Source organism: Flavobacterium sp. HSC-32F16, from assembly GCF_024171645.1.
Classification (GTDB): Bacteria; Bacteroidota; Bacteroidia; order Flavobacteriales; family Flavobacteriaceae; genus Flavobacterium.
On sequence record NZ_JALKAC010000001.1, the window covers coordinates 864,517 to 883,009 of the forward strand.

Annotated in this window: 20 protein-coding genes; 11 read left to right on the top strand and 9 right to left on the bottom strand. The window is 32.3% G+C overall.

Features of this window, described 5'->3' with window-relative positions; translation table 11 throughout:
• Positions 1-5 precede the first annotated feature (5 nt).
• Positions 6-644: a porin family protein gene (locus L1276_RS03840; RefSeq protein ID WP_253785624.1), complete on the bottom strand. Its 639-nt coding sequence runs from the start codon at positions 642-644 to the stop codon at positions 6-8.
• Positions 645-782: 138 nt separating this feature from the next.
• Here L1276_RS03840 and smpB point away from each other — a divergent pair, with 138 nt between their 5' ends.
• From smpB to L1276_RS03855, 3 genes are all read left to right on the top strand, one after another.
• On the top strand, positions 783-1,238 hold the full coding sequence (gene smpB / locus L1276_RS03845) for an SsrA-binding protein SmpB (protein ID WP_253785626.1): 456 nt from the start codon (positions 783-785) through the stop codon (positions 1,236-1,238).
• Positions 1,239-1,315: 77 nt separating this feature from the next.
• Positions 1,316-1,957 carry a hypothetical protein gene (locus tag L1276_RS03850; protein ID WP_253785628.1) on the top strand — a complete coding sequence of 214 codons (642 nt, stop codon included), beginning with the start codon at positions 1,316-1,318 and terminating at the stop codon, positions 1,955-1,957.
• Between the two features lie 86 nt (positions 1,958-2,043).
• Positions 2,044-3,051, top strand: coding sequence for a helix-turn-helix domain-containing protein (locus tag L1276_RS03855; protein ID WP_253785630.1), 1,008 nt, complete (start codon positions 2,044-2,046; stop codon positions 3,049-3,051).
• A gap of 25 nt (positions 3,052-3,076) precedes the next feature.
• Here the strand turns inward: L1276_RS03855 and L1276_RS03860 are convergent, their stop codons facing one another.
• Complete coding sequence (locus L1276_RS03860; protein ID WP_253785633.1) at positions 3,077-3,718, bottom strand: protein-L-isoaspartate(D-aspartate) O-methyltransferase; 642 nt, start codon at positions 3,716-3,718, stop codon at positions 3,077-3,079.
• A gap of 239 nt (positions 3,719-3,957) precedes the next feature.
• Between L1276_RS03860 and L1276_RS03865 the strand changes: the two genes are divergently transcribed.
• The 8 genes from L1276_RS03865 (at position 3,958) to L1276_RS03900 (ending at position 11,242) form a co-directional block, all read left to right on the top strand.
• Entirely contained in the window at positions 3,958-4,923 is a 966-nt protein-coding gene (locus tag L1276_RS03865; protein WP_253785635.1) for a Gfo/Idh/MocA family protein, read from the top strand.
• 89 nt (positions 4,924-5,012) lie between these two features.
• A complete protein-coding gene (locus L1276_RS03870; RefSeq protein ID WP_253785637.1) occupies positions 5,013-5,900 on the top strand; it encodes a 3-hydroxyacyl-CoA dehydrogenase family protein in 888 nt (295 codons plus the stop codon).
• Positions 5,901-5,912: 12 nt separating this feature from the next.
• The gene (locus L1276_RS03875; protein ID WP_253785639.1) at positions 5,913-6,335 is read left to right on the top strand and encodes a hypothetical protein; all 423 of its coding nucleotides are present in this window, start codon (positions 5,913-5,915) and stop codon (positions 6,333-6,335) included.
• A 9-nt stretch (positions 6,336-6,344) separates the two neighbouring features.
• A complete protein-coding gene (locus L1276_RS03880; protein WP_253785641.1) occupies positions 6,345-7,016 on the top strand; it encodes a YggS family pyridoxal phosphate-dependent enzyme in 672 nt (223 codons plus the stop codon).
• Between the two features lie 86 nt (positions 7,017-7,102).
• Entirely contained in the window at positions 7,103-8,464 is a 1,362-nt protein-coding gene (locus L1276_RS03885) for an exonuclease domain-containing protein (RefSeq protein WP_253785643.1), read from the top strand.
• A gap of 30 nt (positions 8,465-8,494) precedes the next feature.
• Positions 8,495-9,334, top strand: a complete 840-nt coding sequence (locus L1276_RS03890; protein ID WP_253785645.1) for an ion transporter — start codon at positions 8,495-8,497, stop codon at positions 9,332-9,334.
• A 154-nt stretch (positions 9,335-9,488) separates the two neighbouring features.
• Positions 9,489-10,409, top strand: a complete 921-nt coding sequence (miaA, locus tag L1276_RS03895) for a tRNA (adenosine(37)-N6)-dimethylallyltransferase MiaA (RefSeq protein ID WP_253785647.1) — start codon at positions 9,489-9,491, stop codon at positions 10,407-10,409.
• Between the two features lie 86 nt (positions 10,410-10,495).
• Entirely contained in the window at positions 10,496-11,242 is a 747-nt protein-coding gene (locus L1276_RS03900; protein ID WP_253785649.1) for an acyl-[acyl-carrier-protein] thioesterase, read from the top strand.
• A 168-nt stretch (positions 11,243-11,410) separates the two neighbouring features.
• On the opposite strand, the gene L1276_RS03905 is transcribed toward L1276_RS03900, so the two are convergent.
• The 7 genes from L1276_RS03905 to L1276_RS03935 all read right to left on the bottom strand — a co-directional run bounded on the left by L1276_RS03905 (position 11,411) and on the right by L1276_RS03935 (position 18,458).
• Positions 11,411-11,941, bottom strand: coding sequence for a hypothetical protein (locus L1276_RS03905; protein ID WP_253785651.1), 531 nt, complete (start codon positions 11,939-11,941; stop codon positions 11,411-11,413).
• Positions 11,942-12,016: 75 nt separating this feature from the next.
• The gene (gene prfH, locus L1276_RS03910; protein ID WP_253785653.1) at positions 12,017-12,706 is read right to left on the bottom strand and encodes a peptide chain release factor H; all 690 of its coding nucleotides are present in this window, start codon (positions 12,704-12,706) and stop codon (positions 12,017-12,019) included.
• The gene (locus L1276_RS03915; protein WP_253785655.1) at positions 12,694-13,299 is read right to left on the bottom strand and encodes a hypothetical protein; all 606 of its coding nucleotides are present in this window, start codon (positions 13,297-13,299) and stop codon (positions 12,694-12,696) included. The genes prfH and L1276_RS03915 overlap by 13 nt, the downstream gene beginning before the upstream one ends.
• A gap of 13 nt (positions 13,300-13,312) precedes the next feature.
• Positions 13,313-14,704: an RtcB family protein gene (locus L1276_RS03920; RefSeq protein ID WP_253785657.1), complete on the bottom strand. Its 1,392-nt coding sequence runs from the start codon at positions 14,702-14,704 to the stop codon at positions 13,313-13,315.
• A gap of 3 nt (positions 14,705-14,707) precedes the next feature.
• Positions 14,708-15,454: a hypothetical protein gene (locus tag L1276_RS03925; protein ID WP_253785659.1), complete on the bottom strand. Its 747-nt coding sequence runs from the start codon at positions 15,452-15,454 to the stop codon at positions 14,708-14,710.
• Positions 15,455-16,151: 697 nt separating this feature from the next.
• Complete coding sequence (locus L1276_RS03930; protein ID WP_012025443.1) at positions 16,152-16,868, bottom strand: response regulator transcription factor; 717 nt, start codon at positions 16,866-16,868, stop codon at positions 16,152-16,154.
• A gap of 3 nt (positions 16,869-16,871) precedes the next feature.
• A complete protein-coding gene (locus tag L1276_RS03935) occupies positions 16,872-18,458 on the bottom strand; it encodes a sensor histidine kinase KdpD (protein WP_253785661.1) in 1,587 nt (528 codons plus the stop codon).
• Positions 18,459-18,493: the final 35 nt, after the last annotated feature.

An 18,493-nucleotide genomic window follows, 5' to 3' on the forward strand; every position in this document is an offset into this window, starting at 1 on the left:
CTAAATTAGAATATGAATTTAAATCCAAAAGAAAGCGGAGAAGTTAAATTTGGATTACTCCCAGCTAAAGCTGTATTATAAAATGGGTCAACATTTGCAACATGTGCCAATCCAAAATTTGTAACAGTCGTTTTTTCTCCATTTTTAGGCTCTAAAGTCGTTGAAGTAAAATTAGCCAAATCGTAAGAGAACTCTACAGAGAAGTTTTTAGTTATGAAATAATCAAAACCTCCTGATACTGATAATCCTACCTGATTAACTTTTAACTCGCTTTCTTTTTCTTTTCCGGTAATAACGGGTATCGCTGTCTGTCCGAAGAAGTACAATGATCCGGCTACGTTCCAATATTTTCTAATTAAAGGCTGAATAACAATTAAATTTGTTTTTGCTGCTGTTCCTGCATCTGACTCGGCTTTAATATTAATTAATCCAAACCCTGCTCCAACAGCTACAGATGGAGTTACAAACGTACCTACAATTGGAAGTACAGATAAACTCGTGTTTTTTTCGTCTGCAGTTTTTGTCTGCTGATAACCGAATTGAGAGGTAGCAAACCAAGCTCCTTTTAGTCCTTGAGCTGAATCCTGGGCCTTAGCGGTTAAACCCATTAGCACAATACTGACTAATGTTACAATTTTTTTCATTATAAATTTGTTTTTGAATTATAGGGCAAACTTAGCTGGAAGCATTTTTGAGAAGGATGATTAAAATCATAGATTAAAAAAAATCTTTAATTATATTTGAGCAGTTTATATTCCTGCAATTTTCTTACTTTTGTACCCATGTTAAAATCAGTCAATATACTTAATAAAAGAGCCCGGTTTGATTACGAAGTAATCGATACCTACACTGCCGGAATTGTTTTGTCAGGCACCGAAATCAAATCAATACGTTTAGGAAAAGCAAATATTACAGAAAGCTTTTGCGAGTTTAGCGGTATGGAACTTTTTGCCATCAATACCTATATAGAAGAATATTCCTTTGGAAATCAATTCAATCACAAATCAAGAAGTGAAAGAAAATTGCTTTTGAATAAAAAAGAATTAAAAACACTTCATAAAAACGTTCAGGCAAAAGGTCTTACCATTGTACCTCTAAAATTATTTACCAACGAAAAAGGTCTCGCAAAACTGCAGATTGGTCTTTGTAAAGGAAAGAAAAACTACGATAAACGTGAATCTCTAAAAGAACAAGACACGAAACGAGATTTAGACAGAATTAAAAAAGCATATAACTAATACTGATTTAATCACCTAAACCTGTGTTAATCAAAATTTTATAGTTATTTTTACTACAAACAATATAACTGTAAAATATGAAAAAGTACTTAATTCTACTCATTGTAATTCTGGGACTTTCAAGTTGCGGCAGTAATACAACTATTGTAAACAGCTGGAGAGATCCAAAAATAACAGTCGCTCAGGAACACTTTAAAAAGGTTTTGGTGGTTGCCCTTGTCAAAGACGAAGCTTCGCGAAGAGTTGCTGAAAACAGAGTTGCTGCCAGTAATGAAATTTTCAAAACCTCATATCAGTATCTTAACGAAACTACCAAACAGCTTACGCAGGAACAAAAATTAAAAATTCTGCAAGATGAAAATTTTGACGGAGTTGTTACAATGCGTTTAGTTAGTACCGAAAAAGAAACCACTTACGTTCCAGGAAGTTACACAGGAATGTATTACGGTGGTTTTGACGGTTTGTATTCCGGAATGTATGGTTATGGTTTTGGAAACTGGTACGGAATGTATTCACCGGCATTCTATGATCCAGGATATTATCAGGAAACTACTTCTTATATGGTTGAAACTAACATTTTTTCACTTAAAGAAAACAAACTAATCTGGACTGGAACTACAAAATCAGATTATGTTACAGATTTAGGACAAACTGTGGATGCTATAATGCTTGCAGTGGTGAAAGAAATGAGAAAAGACGGTTCTTTACCTCCAAAATAATACAATAAAAAAGCAGCTCTAAAATGGCTGCTTTTTTTACGATTCAATAATTGACTAATTTTGTCAAGACTTTAAATTTCATCAAAATGAAATCACTTTTAAAAAATGCCAGAGAACAAAAAGGCATAAAGACCCGAGAATTGGCGCAATTGACCGGAATAGATCAGGCATTAATCAGCAAATTTGAATCAGGGACACGAAAACCAACTAAAGATCAAATTGTAAAACTGGCACAGCTTTTAGAAATTGATTATGAAACTTTAATGGTTGCATGGCTTAAGGAGAAAATTCTTTATGAAATTGGGGATGAAGAATTTGCTTTAAAAGCTTTAATTTTGGCTGAACAACAAATTCAAAACAATAAAAAAGAATTTGATTTCACCTTGATTTCTTCTTTTCAGAGTTTGTTAGATGAGATTGAACTGTTAAAAAATAAAATTAAAACTTTCAACCAATTTGAATTACGGCAAATTTCAAAAACCTTAGAACTAGAATTTATATTTAAAAGCATTCGTTTAAACAGAAATCCTTTAACATTAGAAGAAACTAAATCTATTATAAATGATGGTTTAACAATTCAGGACAAGAGCATTCAAAATCATCTCGAAGTCATTAATTTTCAAGAAGCAGTATTATATATCAAAGATTTGTCTCAAAAGAAAACATTTTTAAACGAAAAAGATTTTCTATTACTTCATAATTTGATTTCTAAGGGAATAGAATCTGAAAATTTGGGAAAATATAAAAATGATTCCGTGATTATACGCGAAATGAATTTATTTTTTAATTGGTATGAATCACAAAAAAATAATCTGCATCCAATAATTCTTGCATCTGAAGCACATCTAAAAATACTCGAAATTAATCCTTTTGCAAATGGAAATCTTCAAATGGCAAATTTGATATTAAACTGGATTTTAATTCAATATAACTATACATACATTTCACCCGAAGAAAATCAAAATAGCATAAATGAATATTTTTCTATTTTAGAAGAAAGCCAAATTAAGAATGACAAATCGATTTTTATTAATTACATCATTCGGATTGAAAAAGAAAATCTAAAACGAGCGATACAATTAATCCATAAATAAAGCCCAGCATAAACTGGGCTTTTTACTAATTTTTATCTTCTAATAAAGGAACAAACCTAAATTCTCCAAACTCATGTTTTTCAAACTGCGTTTCATTCTTTCTAATTAGTAAAGTCATAATCTGAACATCTTCTCCAAGCGGAATCACTAATCTCCCTCCTATTTTTAATTGTGCCATTAAAGGCTGTGGAATAAAAGGCGCACCTGCTGTAACTATAATACTGTCAAAGGGCGCGAAATTTGGCAATCCTTTATATCCGTCTCCAAAAGTAACGTGTTTTGGACGAATATTCAATTTCGGAAATAAGTTTGATGTCGTTTTAAATAATTCATTTTGTCTCTCTACAGTATATACTTTTGCACCCAAAGCAAATAAAACTGCCGTTTGGTAACCAGAACCAGTTCCTATTTCTAAAACTTTATGATCTTTCTTAACTTCAAGCAATTGCGACTGAAAAGCAACTGTGTAAGGTTGCGAAATAGTTTGTCCGGCTCCAATAGGGAATGCCTTATCCTGATAAGCGTAATCTTCAAAACTTGAATTCAGAAAAAGGTGTCTCGGGATTTTTTTTATCGCATCCAGAACCGCTCTGTCAGTAATTCCTTTTTGCTCTAAAGTAGTTACTAATTGATTACGAAGTCCTTGATGTTTGGCAGTGTCTTTCAAAATGAGTAGGTTTTATTTTCGCAAAAATAAGAAACAAAACAGGATTTCAAATATTGATTTTAAAATAATAAATTAATAAGGTTAAAAGTAAAATGTAAAAAGTCGAAAGCTAAATCCAGAAAGCTATAATTCATATTTACACTTAACATTTCTCAACTCACATTTTCTCAACTCACAATTAATTAAATTCATTTTCACTTTCAACAAATAAATTCTATTTTTGTTTAAAATACATTCTCATGTTAAAAGTAGGAGTTTTAGGTGCTGGTCATCTTGGTAAAATACATTTACGTTTATTACAACAATCTGACAAATACGAATTAGTTGGATTTTACGACGAAAATCAAGAAAATGCCGAAAGAATCTCAAAAGAATTTGGCTATAAAAATTTCAGCACAATTGCAAAACTTATTCATGCTGTCGATGTAATCGACATTGTAACTCCAACACTTTCACACTATAAATGTGCAAAAGTGGCAATTAAATCAGGTAAACACATCTTTATTGAAAAACCAATTGCCAATACAGTTGAAGAAGCTGAAGAAATTATTGCTTTAGCAAAAGAACACAACGTAAAAGGGCAAGTGGGTCATGTAGAACGTTTTAACCCTGCTTTTATTGCTACAAAAAACATGATCGAAAATCCGATGTTTATTGAAACACATCGTTTGGCCGAATTTAATCCGCGTGGTACAGACGTTCCTGTAGTTCTGGATTTAATGATTCATGATATTGATGCAATTTTGAGTGTTGTAAAATCAAAAGTAAAAAATATTAATGCAAGCGGCGTTTCGGTTATCAGTGACACACCGGATATCGCCAATGCCAGAATCGAATTCGAAAATGGCTGTGTTGCCAATTTAACTGCCAGCAGAATTTCTTTAAAGAATATGCGTAAATCACGTTTTTTTCAAAAAGACGCTTATATTTCAGTTGACTTTTTAGAGAAAAAATGTGAAGTAGTTCGTATGAAAGATGCCCCGGAAGTTCCTGGAGACTTTGATATGATACTGCAAAATGCCGAAGGTGTAAAAAAACAAATCTATTTCACTAATCCGGATGTTGAGCAAAACAACGCGATTCTTGACGAATTAGAATCTTTTGCAAACGCAATTAATACAGACACGACTCCAGTTGTAACTCTTGAACAGGCTACTGATGCATTGCGTGTAGCGTATCAAATTATTGATTGTTTCAATAAATAATAAAGTAATTTTAAAAAATAAATTAGCCACGAAATTTGCTTTTATTCAGTGAATTCGTGGCTAAATCATAAATATAATATCAAAATCAAATGAAAACAATAGCTGTAATTGGTGCAGGAACAATGGGCAACGGAATTGCTCATACATTTGCACAAAGTGGATTTATCGTAAAACTAATCGACGTTTCAGAAAAATCATTAGATAAAGGAATGGCAACTATCGCGGCCAATTTAGACCGTATGCTTGCAAAAGGAACAATTACACAGGAAGATGTAGCTAAAACAATCACCAATATTATTACTTATACTGATATTAAAGACGGCGTTGTTGGCGCTGATTTAGTTGTAGAAGCAGCAACAGAAAATGTAGAATTGAAACTAAACATTTTCAAGCAATTAAACGAAGCTTGTTCTCACAATACCATTTTAGCAACCAATACTTCTTCAATTTCAATTACACAAATTGGTTCTGTTGTTGCACATCCAGAACGTGTTATCGGAATGCACTTTATGAATCCGGTGCCAATTATGAAATTGGTTGAAATCATTCGCGGATACAATACCAGCGATGAAGTAACCAAAATCATCATGGATTTATCTGAAAAATTAGGTAAAGTTCCTGTTGAAGTAAACGATTATCCAGGTTTCGTAGCAAACAGAATTTTAATGCCAATGCTAAACGAAGCAATCGAAACGTTATATAATAAAGTTGCCGGAGTATACGAAATTGATACTGTAATGAAATTAGGAATGGGACACCCAATGGGACCGCTTCAATTAGCTGATTTTATTGGTCTTGACGTTTGTCTTGCTATTTTAAACGTGATGTACGAAGGTTTCAAAAATCCAAAATACGCACCTTGCCCATTATTAGTAAATATGGTTAGAGCCGGAAAACTTGGTGTTAAATCTGGTGAAGGTTTTTATGATTACAGCGAAAATAAAAAAGCAGAGAAAATCTCGAAGCAGTTTATTTAAATTTACGAATTTATGAAAAGGCTGCTATTCTTTTTTATAATGATCCAATCCATTTCGATGATTGCCAAAACAGAAATAGATACTATTACAAATTGGCAGCTTTATAAAGACAATAAAATATTGTTTAAAAGTAATGAATTTGAAAAAGGCTCAAAAATTGGGATAATTAATTACAAGGATGATTTCAAATTTTTAAATTTCAATATTTCATACGATTTTTTTAGGGAGAAAACTTTCAAAAAAATTGAATTTATTATTGACGGCAAAATAATAGTATACTTCGAAGATAAAAACTATGCTGCTTCTATTTTTAAAATAAAAAAAGAGCAAATAATTCGATTATTCAAAGAATATAAAAATGTAAAAATACTTTTAAAGTATTATGACCAGATAAATCCCAAAGGAATTATTATTGGACAAATAGTAATAAAATAATGCATCGAAATGTCAATAGCATCAAATTTAAATACAATTAAATCTACTTTACCTGAACACGTAACTCTAGTTGCCGTTTCAAAAACAAAACCTGTTTCAGACTTACAACAAGCCTACGAAGCCGGCCAGCGTATTTTTGGAGAAAACAAAATTCAGGAAATGACTGAAAAATGGGAACAAATGCCAAAAGACATTCAATGGCATATGATTGGTCATGTTCAGTCAAATAAAGTTAAATTTATGGCCCCATTTGTGAGTTTGATTCATGGCGTTGACAGTTTGAAATTATTGCAGGAAATCAATAAACAAGCTTTAAAAAACAATAGAATAATAGACTGCCTTCTCCAAATATATATTGCAGAAGAAGAATCTAAATTTGGTTTAGACGAAAAAGAATTAAACGAACTTTTAACTTCTGTGGAGTTTAAAGAGTTAAAAAATATTCGTATCTTAGGTTTAATGGGAATGGCAACCTTCACAGAAAACCAAAACCAGATTAAAAAGGAATTTACCCATTTAAAAACCATTTTTGATTCTTTAAAAAATATTGACGGATATGGTAAAGACGCACTGCAGTGCGTCTCTACAATTTCAATGGGAATGTCCGGAGATTATCAACTTGCAATTGAATGCGGCAGCACAATGGTTCGCATTGGAAGCAGCATTTTTGGAGGTAGATAATTTTCAAAAGCCACAATCGTAAGACGCACTTTTATGCGCCTCTACAGAAAAAACTGAATACTAAAAACTGAGACTGAACACTTAATTTGTACGCAATACTTGACATAGAAACCACTGGAGGACAGTTTAATGAAGAAGGAATTACCGAAATCGCCATCTATAAATTTGATGGACACGAAGTAATTGACCAATTCATAAGCCTTGTAAATCCTGAAATTCCGATTCAGCCTTTCGTTGTAAAACTGACTGGAATAAATAATGCTATGTTACGCTCAGCTCCAAAGTTTTATGAAGTTGCCAAACGTATAATAGAAATAACTACCGATTGCGTTATTGTCGCTCACAACGCCTCTTTTGACTACCGAATTTTACGAACAGAATTCAGACGTTTAGGCTACGATTTTGAAGCCAGAACACTTTGTACAGTCGAATTAGCTAAAAAACTAATTCCAGAACAGCCTTCTTACAGCTTAGGAAAACTTGTGCGCGCACTCGGAATTCCTATGGCAGACAGACATCGTGCCAGCGGAGACGCTATGGCCACTACAAAGCTGTTTAAAATGCTTTTAGAAAAAGATGTTGAAAAAACAATTGTAAAAGACTTTATAAAACTAGAAGTCGAAAAAGGAATTGCGCCAAAGTTTCTGGATATCTTAAGTCAAATGCCAACAAAAACCGGTGTTTATTACATCTATAACGAAGGCGGTGCTTTAATATATATTGGTAAAAGCCAAAATATTAAAAAAAGAGTCAATCAACACTTTACAGGAATTACAACCAAAAGTAAAAAAATTCAAGCCGAAGTATTTACCATAACTTATGATGAAACCGGAAGTGAATTAATTGCGCTTTTAAAAGAAAGTCAGGAAGTAAAAGTCAATCGCCCGATACACAATCGCTCACAGAAAAAATCTTTCTTTCCGGTTGCTTTATATGCCGAAAAAGACTCCAATGGATATTTAAATTTAAAACTAGAAAAAGCTGATGGACGTAAAAAAGAAATTACCTCTTTTGCCTCTTTACAGGAAGGTAAAAATGCACTTTTCAGATTTACTTCTAAATATCATTTGTGCCAAAAACTAACCGGTTTATACCAAACCAAAAAAGAATGTTTTCAATATAAAATCAAAGAATGCGACGGAGCCTGCATTGGCGAAGTAACACCTGAAATTTACAATTTAAGAGTACAGCAGTTCATTACTGAAAACAGTTTTGAAAACAAAAATATGATTTTGATCGACAGAGGTCGAAATGTAAACGAACGAAGCGCCATTTTAATCGAAAACGGAACTTATAAAGGTTACGCTTATTACGATCTTAACTATCAGATTACCAATATAGATATCTTAAAAAATATCTTAATTCCCATGCAGCATAACCGCGATGTAAAAAACATTATTCAAAACCACATCCGTAAGAGTAAATCTATAAAAATACTTCATTTTTAACAAAACAAAACTTTCATTATCTTCGTGGATATGAAAAATAAAAAATCACAATACGAAATCTTTCGGGAAAGAATCAAAATTATCCTTTATGGCACTAATACCATTTTAGGACGAATGTTCGATTTAGTTCTTTTAGGTTTAATTTTATTGAGCGTTCTTTTAATTATGCTCGATACCGTTGAAGGAATCAGCCAAAAATATCATACACAACTACTTATTTGCGAATGGATTATAACGATCTTTTTCACAATCGAATATATTTTAAGAATTATTTCCATTCAAAAACCCATTAAATATGTTTTCAGCTTTTACGGAATTATTGATTTACTTGCCGTTCTGCCTATGTATTTATCCATATTTTTCCCCGGCGCAAGTGTATTATCAGTTGTAAGAGCATTACGTTTTTTCAGATTATTCAAAATATTACACATTCCGCAAATTTCTCATCAATCAACACAGCTTAAAGATGCCATTGAAGCCAGTAAAGAGAAAATTTTAGTTTTCATTTATTTCGTTCTCATCAGTACCGTAATTATTGGCACAATTATGTACTTAGTCGAAGGTAAAGAATCAGGATTTACCAGCATTCCAATGGGAATTTACTGGACAATCGTAACCTTAACAACAGTAGGTTACGGTGATATTTCGCCCCAGACTCCTTTAGGACAATTTATAGCGGCACTAGTAATGATTTTAGGTTACGGAATTATTGCTGTTCCAACTGGAATAGTTACAGCAGAATTTGCAAAAAGCAGTTTAAGAAACAGCTCCGTAAATACAAAAAAAACGTGCAGGAAATGCCAATCGCAAGTTCATTTTGATAACGCCCAATATTGTTACCAATGCGGAACTGAATTACCTAATAATTAATTTTTAGAAGCTAATCCAGCTGTACATTGCAACTCCTCCTTATCTTTGTTGTTTTTTAAAGGCACAAAAGGAGCTTCCGCTGGTCGCTCTTTTATACCAAAAAAAACGAACAAACATAAGTCCGGGGTTTCCATTTCCATCTGGGCTAAAAAATATGAAATACCTAATAACCATTGTCGGACCAACAGCTATAGGCAAAACAGCCTTGAGCATTGCTTTGGCACAACATTTTAAATCCGAAATCGTTTCTTGCGACAGCCGTCAGTTTTTTAAAGAAATGACCATTGGAACCGCAGTTCCCAATCAGGAAGAATTAAATTCAGCCCAGCATCATTTCATTCAAAATAAATCAATCTTCGAAAATTACACCGTTGGCGATTACGAAAAAGAAGCTTTAACCAAAATTGAAGAACTATTTCAAACCAATGATTTTGTAATTCTTATTGGCGGTTCCGGTTTGTATGTTGATGCGATTTTAAAAGGTTTCGACGAATTTCCAGAAATTGATCCCGAAGTCCGTTTTCAGGTAAATTCAAATTACGAAAAACTCGGAATTGAATATCTTCAGGAACAACTGAAAATTTTAGATCCTGACTATTATCAAAAAATAACTTTAGAAAACCCGCAGACCTTACAAAATCCGCAGCGAATGATGCGTTTTGTAGAAGTTTGTATTGGAGCTCAAAAACCGTATTCTTCTTTTCTAAATCAAAAGAAAAACAATAGAGACTTCACTCCTATTTTAATTGGTTTAGATGCCGACAGAGAAATCATTTACAGCAGAATCAACCAGCGTGTTGACATTATGATGAAAGAAGGCTTACTCGAAGAAGCAAAAGCTTTGTATCCCAATAAAGCGTTAAATGCGCTTCAAACCGTGGGTTATAGAGAATTATTTAGTTATTTTGACGAAGAATTCGCGTTGCCTTTTGCCATAGAAGAAATCAAGAAAAACACCCGAAGATTCTCAAAAAGACAATTAACGTGGTTCAAAAGAAATCAAAACACAAAATGGTTTGATTATGCTACAGATAGAAAAAACATTATAGATTACATAGAAAATCTTCTAAAGTAAAACTAAAAATCTTCTTTCTATACTCTTTATTCTATTTTCTAATAGAAATAATCTAAACTCAACAATCTAAAATCTAAAATTCAAAAATGCCAATATCTCCAAATTTCACATCAGTTTTAAGTAAGGACTGGGAAATCAATTTTACACAATGCACGCCAACAGGTTTCTTAAAATATACTGATTTATGTAATATTTTACAATTAACCGCCGCCGCACATTCAGAAATTGGAGGAATCAGTTTTTATGATATGCAGGAATTTCACCAAGCCTGGGTTTTAAGCCGAATGCGCGTGGAAGTTCATGCTTTGCCAAAGTGGCAAGACTTTGTAACCGTAAAAACATGGATTAATAGTCTGGAAAATTCACGTTCTGTTCGTGCGCTGGAAATGTATGTAAACGGAAAAAAAATAGTAGGCTGCGAAACGTATTGGGCAGTTTTCAACACACAAGCGCGTCGTCCGGAAGCTTTGGCATTACCTTACGAACATTTCGAATTATTTCCTGATAAGAGAGCTACGGAAGAAGGTTTTTCTAAAATAAACATCAACCACGAAAAAGAAGCCGTTTTTGAAAAAACAGTTTATTTATCAGATTTAGACATTGTAAATCATGTAAATAACGTAAAATATCTTGAATGGTGCCTTGATCATGTAGATCCAAAAAGAATCATGAAACAAGAAGTTAAAAGTTTCGAAATGAATTTCATGAAAGAGCTTTCGCTACAAGACAATGTCGTAATTCATGAAAGCGAAGACGACAATCATACAACAGCAACATTTAGTATTACAAAAGGCGAAAAAACGTGTTTTGCTTTAGAATTGCATTGGAAGTAAATTATGATTTCTAAAAGGTTTTGAAAACCTTGGAGTTATTACACTTATAAGCATTTTACTTAAATTTTATATAATAATACAAATGACAAACCTACAAGGTTTTTAAAACCTTGCAGGAATCCGTACTAAATAAAAAACGATGCAAATTGCATCGTTTTTTTATCAAAATCATTTCGATTTCTTTTTAGAATCTTTTTTAGATTTTTTTTTCTTCTTTTTCAATAAATCTATTTTACCTTCAATTCTTTTCTCTACATCTGTAAGATCAGATTCATAATTAAATTGCAATGAATGAAGTTTAGCATTTTTAATTTCTTTTAATGCCTTTTTTAAATCATTCTGTGCTTCTAATAGAATTGCTTTTTTAATGTAAATTTCAGATTTGTTGATTCCTTTAACTGTTAAGGCAAAATCAATTAACTTTTGTGCTTCTTCATAATCTTCATTTAAAATCAATGTTTTTAAGTAATAAGGATAGACTTCAAGAGCATGAATATTAATTGCCAAAGCTTGCTGAAAATAGGATTTAGCATCTTCATAATTCAATAATTGCTCTGCTTGAATTCTTCCATACAAACACAAAACCATCGTGTTTTTATCATCATAAGAAAAAGCATAATCCAAAGATTCTATAGTACCTTCCAGCCAAAATGGATAATTATCCAAAGCCTGAAAGAGGTATTTATCAATTGTTTTCATTTTATGTGTCGATATTTTTTGTTTTTTTGGTCACATATAATTCGCATATCATCATTATTTTCTGCGACCAAATTATTAATTATGCTCATTTCGTAAATCATTTTTTAATTTCTGACGAGTTCCTTTGTAACTTTTCTCTACTTTGTTCTTTTTAAAATCACTTCCGGTAAAAACTCTCACAGGATTTCCACGCACAATATTCAGCTGATTTTCCCATTGTTTCCCTACATGATTTTTAAGCTGAGCCAGTTTTTCGTCTTCTAACTTTTTTAATAATCTTTCTGTTGCCAGTTTTTTGTTTTGATGCTGCGAACGGCTGTCCATTGCTACAACCGCAATTCCAGTTGGAACATGCGTTGCCCGAATTGCGGAACTCACTTTATTTACGTGCTGTCCTCCTGCGCCAGAACTTCGCATAGCTTGATATTGAATATCATTTTCTAAAACTGAAGTATTTTTTTGCGGTTCGATTTCAAAAATCCCAATAAACCAGTTCTTTCGTTTATGCATTTTCCTAAACTGACTCTGACCAATCCATTGAATGGTTCCAATCCAGGAATTTACAAACTCATCGGCTTTTTTTCCTTTAACAGCAATTGATGCTGTTTCAACCGTTCCATTTTCTTCACCAGCTTCTCTTTGCAGCAAAATTGTTTCTAAATTTTGATCTTGTGCTTCTTCCAAAACCTTTTTAAGCACTTGGGCAGCTACCCAAGTGCATTCTGCAGGTCCGCGACCTGCTGTTATTTGAATTATTCTTTCCATTTTTCTAATATTTTAAGAAGCTTCTCTCTGTTCTTTGCTTCTTTTATAAATTTTGGCAGTCTTGAAGCCATCGTTCCATTACCACTTCCCTTATTATTTCTTTCTCTTAAACCAGCTTTAATATATCTTTCCAAATAAGCTATATGTTCCTGATTATAAATCCAAAAAACATTTCCTTTGATTTCCTGTTGAAACCAAAGAGGTAAATAGTACCAACTATCTCTTACTAAACCATCGTTTTTAGGCTCTTTTCTAACCTCACTAATATTCGGTTTTATTTCTTCCTGAAAACTACAATACGGACATTTAACCTGATATATATTTGGTCTTTCTTTAAAAATCTGTGATTCATAATCGAATTTTTCAAAACAATAACCACAATAATGTTTCCCAGATGCTTTGTACTGATAAATAGGTGCATCAATCTTATAAAAACAAGTTTTACATTCAAAAGTCATTGTGGTACAATTTCCACATTTGCAATCTCTAGCCACTTCTTTCAATGCAGCCTTAGATTCACATTTTGGACATTTTACAAAAATCTCATTTTCAAAATTCCCTAACCATTTATTTTCATCTTTAAATCTTTCCATAATCTTTTTCTTTTTAGCGGTCCATTCTAACAATCTTCGGTGTAAAAGTTCCCAGAACTTCCACCAAATCAGTTTGGTTTGCCATTACTTTTGTAATGTCTTTGTATGCCATTGGAGCTTCATCAATATTGCCGCCAATCAAGGTTACATCATTGGCTTTCAAAACCTTTTTAATTTCGCTTTGCGTAAAAGTACTTTTGCATTTTGCTCTCGAAAACAAACGTCCCGCACCATGCGAAGCCGAATTTAAACTTTCAGCATTTCCTTTTCCTTTTACAATGTAACCAGGCGCCGTCATAGAACCTGGAATAATTCCCAATTGCCCTTCTCCTGCAGGAGTTGCTCCTTTTCTATGCACAATGCATTCCTGGCCATTTACCATTTCTTTCCATGCAAAGTTGTGATGGTTTTCAATTGTTATCACTACTCTTTTCCCTATTGCTTTGGCAATTCGTCTATGAATATCATCATGACACGCTTTTGCATATTCTCCGGCTAAATTCATTGCCAGCCAATATTCCTGTCCGTCGTGTGTATTCAAATCCAACCAAGCTAAATGCTGTACATTTTTTGGTAACGGACATTGTTTTGTTGCCAAATAGGTATAATGCTTTGCAATGTTGGCCCCCAAACCACGAGAACCACTATGTGAAAGAACAGCGAAATATTCGCCTTTTTCTAATTTCCATTCGTTCTCCGGATTTTCAATTTTAGCAATTCCAAATTCTACAAAATGGTTTCCTCCTCCAGAACTTCCCAATTGTTTGTAGGCTTTTGGCAAAAGATTTTTCAACAATGGAATATCCTGAAATTCGCTTTTATAAAACACTTCATGATCTACTCTTGAAGCATGCGCTTCATACATTCCAAATTTGGTATTGTCTTTTAAAATAGTTTCCAACTGATGTTCTTTTCCTTTGAAATGAGAAGCTGGCAAATCGAAAATAGAAAGACTCATTCGGCATCCAATATCTACTCCAACTCCGTATGGAATCACAGCATTATCTGTTGCTAAAACGCCGCCAATTGGCAAACCATAACCCGAATGTGCATCTGGCATTAAAGCTCCTGCAACTGATACCGGGAGTTTCAACGAATCGTACAATTGAAATTTTGCCTGCTGATCAATTTCATTTTCACCAAAAATGGTAAAAGGTGCTCTGGTTGCTTTAAGCTGATGCATTCTTACCTGAACTGGTTTTATTAAACCTTCAGCCACTTTGCCCCAAGTTCCGTTTCCTTCGTATTTTTCTGGATTTAGCAAAACATCTTTTGCCTCTGTTAGAATAGATTCCTTTTTTTCTCTTTTTCTATATCTGTTTATCTGCCCTAAAGCGATATTTATTGAATTGTTCTTTGGAAAACCTAATTTAATCAGGTCTTTTCCAGTTAATTTATTTCCCATGATTTATATCATTTCGTCTATATATTGTTGATACAATATGTTTAGACTTTTATTTTTAATTGGGCTTATCTCTCTTGGATTTTCATTTTGATAATAACTCCAATGATGAGAAAAACCATCTACTAATCTGTTTATTTTACATCTCAAATTAAGATTAACAATGTAATTGTCCAGAAGCTGGATTTCACTCTCTAAATCTGAATCGACCATCTTTGTATGTGTTATCATATAAGGACTCACGCGAAGTACATATCTCCATGGCTCATTAAACACATAGTGAATTTTATATCGCTTGAAATTGCTGCACCAACGTTCTCGCTTATAAAAATGTGCTTTTTCTTTTTCTGTCAATTCTAATTTTGAACTTCTCCATTCCCATTCCGAAAATTCTTTTACAGTTTGAATCTTTTCCACATAAACATTTCTTCTTTTTCTCTTTTTCTTTCTTTTAAAAGATTTCTCAGAAGAGAACTGCCATGTGTTTATTTTTTCTAATAGTGTGCTGTAAAATGAAGCTTCATTTGATCTTGCTATATCTTCTCTCAGTATAAAATTGCGCTGCCATCCTTTTTGATATGGATTTTCTAATGGAACTAATGGCAAATTTTTTCGTTTGAGCCAAAGTTCTTTTTCACTCTTTCTTAACTGAATAAGTTGTTTTTCAAAATCTTCTTTTGCTAATCTTTTTTTCCTTTTTTTACTTTTAAAACGAGCACACAAAGCATACTCATCTACCGTATAATTTTCCATTAAAAAATTATAGTGCATTAAATTAATAGCCAAACAGGCTTAAACATTTCATCCTTGACGGATAAATAAATAAAATCGGTTGTCGGGAAAATTTGAAGTGTCTAGAATAAAAAAAGCCCGAAACTAAATGTCTTCGGGCTTTTTTATATATCTAAAAATGTATTTCTAAGATTGAAATAAGCCACGAAGAATTGCTGCACCAAATCCGTTTGGTGTGAAGCTTTGTGATGTCGATGTAAGTACAAACATTTTCTTCGTTTTAAAGGGTTATTATTTTTTCGTCTGCAAATATTCAGAATACTTTTTTGATTTTCCAAATTTATTTTTCAGAAAAGTCATATGAAAAATTTTTATTTCTTTTAATTCATTAACAAACAAATAGTTATACTATTAAAAATAAAGACAATAGATTATATAATATTTATTATTATGAACAAAAAGACGCGAGCGAAAACGAACAGGCGAAGGAAATCACACCATCATAAATTTGATGAATATTGCAGATTCTCTTTACGTAGATGCACTGCAGCGCGTCTCTACAATTTACTTTTATTTTATCTATAAATCAATCACAATTTTAATGTAAAGATGCACTGCAGTCCATCTAATCATAGATTAGAGACATTATACACTGAATTTTTTAAACATAAAAAAAGCCCTGATTTCTCAGAGCTTATATTTTTTCTAGGTGAATTTGTTATTCAGAAACTTTGCTTTTTACAACTAATCTAAAACCTTCTCCATGAATGTTAAGAATTTCAACATCCTCATCAGATTTTAGGTATTTTCTAAGTTTAGCGATGTAAACATCCATACTTCTTGAAGTAAAGTAGTTATCATCTCTCCAGATTTTTGTTAAAGCTAATTCTCTTGGCATTAAGTCATTTTCATGAAGAATAAGCATTTTAAGCAATTCATTTTCTTTTGGAGATAATTTAATTGGCTCTTCATCCTGGAAAGTCAAGAATCTTAATTTTGAATTTAAGTGGAATTTACCAATATTGAATTCAAATTGTACTTGTTCTGCTTTTGTATCAGCAGATTTTCTTTGAATGATGGCTTTAATTTTCATTAATAAAACCTCAGAATCGAAAGGTTTATTTAAATAATCATCGGCACCAGCTTTGTATCCTTTTAACACATCCTCTTTCATAGATTTTGCTGTTAAAAATATAATTGGCACTTCACTGTTCTTCTCTCTAATTTCTTTGGCTAAAGTGTAACCATCTTTATAAGGCATCATTACATCAAGAATACATAAATCATACACATCTTTCTTGAATTTCTCGAAACCTTCCATACCGTTTTTAGCTAAAGTAACTTCAAAGTCATTTAACATTAGATAATCTTTAAGAACCGCCCCAAAATTTAGGTCATCTTCTACTAAAAGTATTCTTTTGTTAGTATTTTCCATATTTTAATTTATTAATGGTATTTTTATTATAAAGGTGCTACCTTTTCCTTTTTCGCTTTCAACATATACTTGACCATTATGGTCCTCTACAATTCTTTTTACATACGCAAGACCTAAACCGTGCCCTTTTACATTATGAAGGTCTCCTGTGTGTTCTCTGTAAAATTTCTCAAATACTCGTTTTTGAGCTATCTTACTCATTCCTAATCCATGATCTCTAACTTTTATCAGGATCATGTCTTTTACATTTTCTGTAAATATTTCAATCTCTGGAGTTCCCGGAGAATATTTTATTGCGTTCTCTAAAATATTAACTAATACATTTGTAAAATGCACTTCGTTAATTAAAGAGGTGGTTCTTGCTGCATTATAATGTCTTACAACTGTACCTTTTCTATCTTCTAAAATCAGGTTTACGTGCTCAATTGCATCATCAATAATGTCATGAACTACAGTAGGCTCTTTTGTTATATCAAGCTCTCTTTTTTCAAGTTTAGAAATTCGTAAAACGTTTTCTACCTGAGCATGCATTCTTTTATTTTCATCCCGAATCATTTGAAGATATCGAAAAACTTTGTCTTTATCTTCAATAATTTTTGGGTTTCTAATAGCGTCCAGTGCAAGATTTATGGTTGCAATCGGCGTTTTAAACTCATGCGTCATATTATTAATAAAATCGGTTTTGATTTCAGAAATATGTTTTTGACGCAGTAACTGATTTAATGCACTTGTATAAGCTACAATTATAATCAGCGTAAATACTATTGATAAAATAGTGATACTCAACAACTCAGATAATAAAAATTTCTTTTTATTTGGGAAAGTAACCGATAATTCATAGCGGCTGTTTCCTTCGTTATCAGTATATATCGGAATATTATATGTCGCTTCTTTGTCGTAGTGAAATCCATCCGATTTAATTTTGGTTGGAACACCGCTGCTGTAAATTCCGTATTCGAATTTGGTTTTTACTCCGTATTCTTCTAATTCCTTCTTTAAAAGCTTATGAAGCTTATCTTTTGTAATTCGACCTTCAATTGGAGTTAAAGACGCTATGTCTTTGTACTGAATTTGCTGCTGTACCTTATTTAAAATATCCAGACTTCCGGATTTTTCAATTCTAAGATCCGGAATAATACTTTGTCCTAAACTGTTATTATCAATTCCGTTATTGTTATTATAAACTTCGGTTACTCTTTTAGAACTGAAATTTTTAAATCTTTCACTGCTGAATTTTTTATTAAACAGAGTTCCGTCTATATCATAATCTTCAGAGCTCAGTGTGTTTGAATAAACAATTGTTTTATTTGTTTTTGTATTTCTTTGCACATACAACACTTCAAGTAAGTCTTCTTTTTTAGGAATTTTACCGGTACTGTCTTTTATTCGGTTGTATTTGTCGTAAAAGCTGTATTCTTCTTGTTGCTCAAGTTTATCTGCAACGTTTCCGATTACCTGTGTAACGTGGTATTTAAATTGTTCTTCATTGTTTTTAAATGAAGAGTTGAACCAAAATACCTGTACCAGAATTATCCCTATTAAGGACAAACTCATCAATAAAACAAGTATTCTAAAAAATAATTTATTCATCGAAACAAAATTAATATTTTAACAATATACTAAAT

Coding starts and splice junctions, on each gene's coding strand:
- L1276_RS03840 (WP_253785624.1), bottom strand. CDS start 644: ATGAAAAAAATTGTAACATTAGTCAGTATTGTGCTAATGGGTTTAACC.
- smpB (WP_253785626.1), top strand. CDS start 783: ATGTTAAAATCAGTCAATATACTTAATAAAAGAGCCCGGTTTGATTAC.
- L1276_RS03850 (WP_253785628.1), top strand. CDS start 1,316: ATGAAAAAGTACTTAATTCTACTCATTGTAATTCTGGGACTTTCAAGT.
- L1276_RS03855 (WP_253785630.1), top strand. CDS start 2,044: ATGAAATCACTTTTAAAAAATGCCAGAGAACAAAAAGGCATAAAGACC.
- L1276_RS03865 (WP_253785635.1), top strand. CDS start 3,958: ATGTTAAAAGTAGGAGTTTTAGGTGCTGGTCATCTTGGTAAAATACAT.
- L1276_RS03870 (WP_253785637.1), top strand. CDS start 5,013: ATGAAAACAATAGCTGTAATTGGTGCAGGAACAATGGGCAACGGAATT.
- L1276_RS03875 (WP_253785639.1), top strand. CDS start 5,913: ATGAAAAGGCTGCTATTCTTTTTTATAATGATCCAATCCATTTCGATG.
- L1276_RS03880 (WP_253785641.1), top strand. CDS start 6,345: ATGTCAATAGCATCAAATTTAAATACAATTAAATCTACTTTACCTGAA.
- L1276_RS03890 (WP_253785645.1), top strand. CDS start 8,495: ATGAAAAATAAAAAATCACAATACGAAATCTTTCGGGAAAGAATCAAA.
- miaA (WP_253785647.1), top strand. CDS start 9,489: ATGAAATACCTAATAACCATTGTCGGACCAACAGCTATAGGCAAAACA.
- L1276_RS03900 (WP_253785649.1), top strand. CDS start 10,496: ATGCCAATATCTCCAAATTTCACATCAGTTTTAAGTAAGGACTGGGAA.
- L1276_RS03905 (WP_253785651.1), bottom strand. CDS start 11,941: ATGAAAACAATTGATAAATACCTCTTTCAGGCTTTGGATAATTATCCA.
- prfH (WP_253785653.1), bottom strand. CDS start 12,706: ATGGAAAGAATAATTCAAATAACAGCAGGTCGCGGACCTGCAGAATGC.
- L1276_RS03915 (WP_253785655.1), bottom strand. CDS start 13,299: ATGGAAAGATTTAAAGATGAAAATAAATGGTTAGGGAATTTTGAAAAT.
- L1276_RS03920 (WP_253785657.1), bottom strand. CDS start 14,704: ATGGGAAATAAATTAACTGGAAAAGACCTGATTAAATTAGGTTTTCCA.
- L1276_RS03925 (WP_253785659.1), bottom strand. CDS start 15,454: ATGGAAAATTATACGGTAGATGAGTATGCTTTGTGTGCTCGTTTTAAA.
- L1276_RS03930 (WP_012025443.1), bottom strand. CDS start 16,868: ATGGAAAATACTAACAAAAGAATACTTTTAGTAGAAGATGACCTAAAT.
- L1276_RS03935 (WP_253785661.1), bottom strand. CDS start 18,458: ATGAATAAATTATTTTTTAGAATACTTGTTTTATTGATGAGTTTGTCC.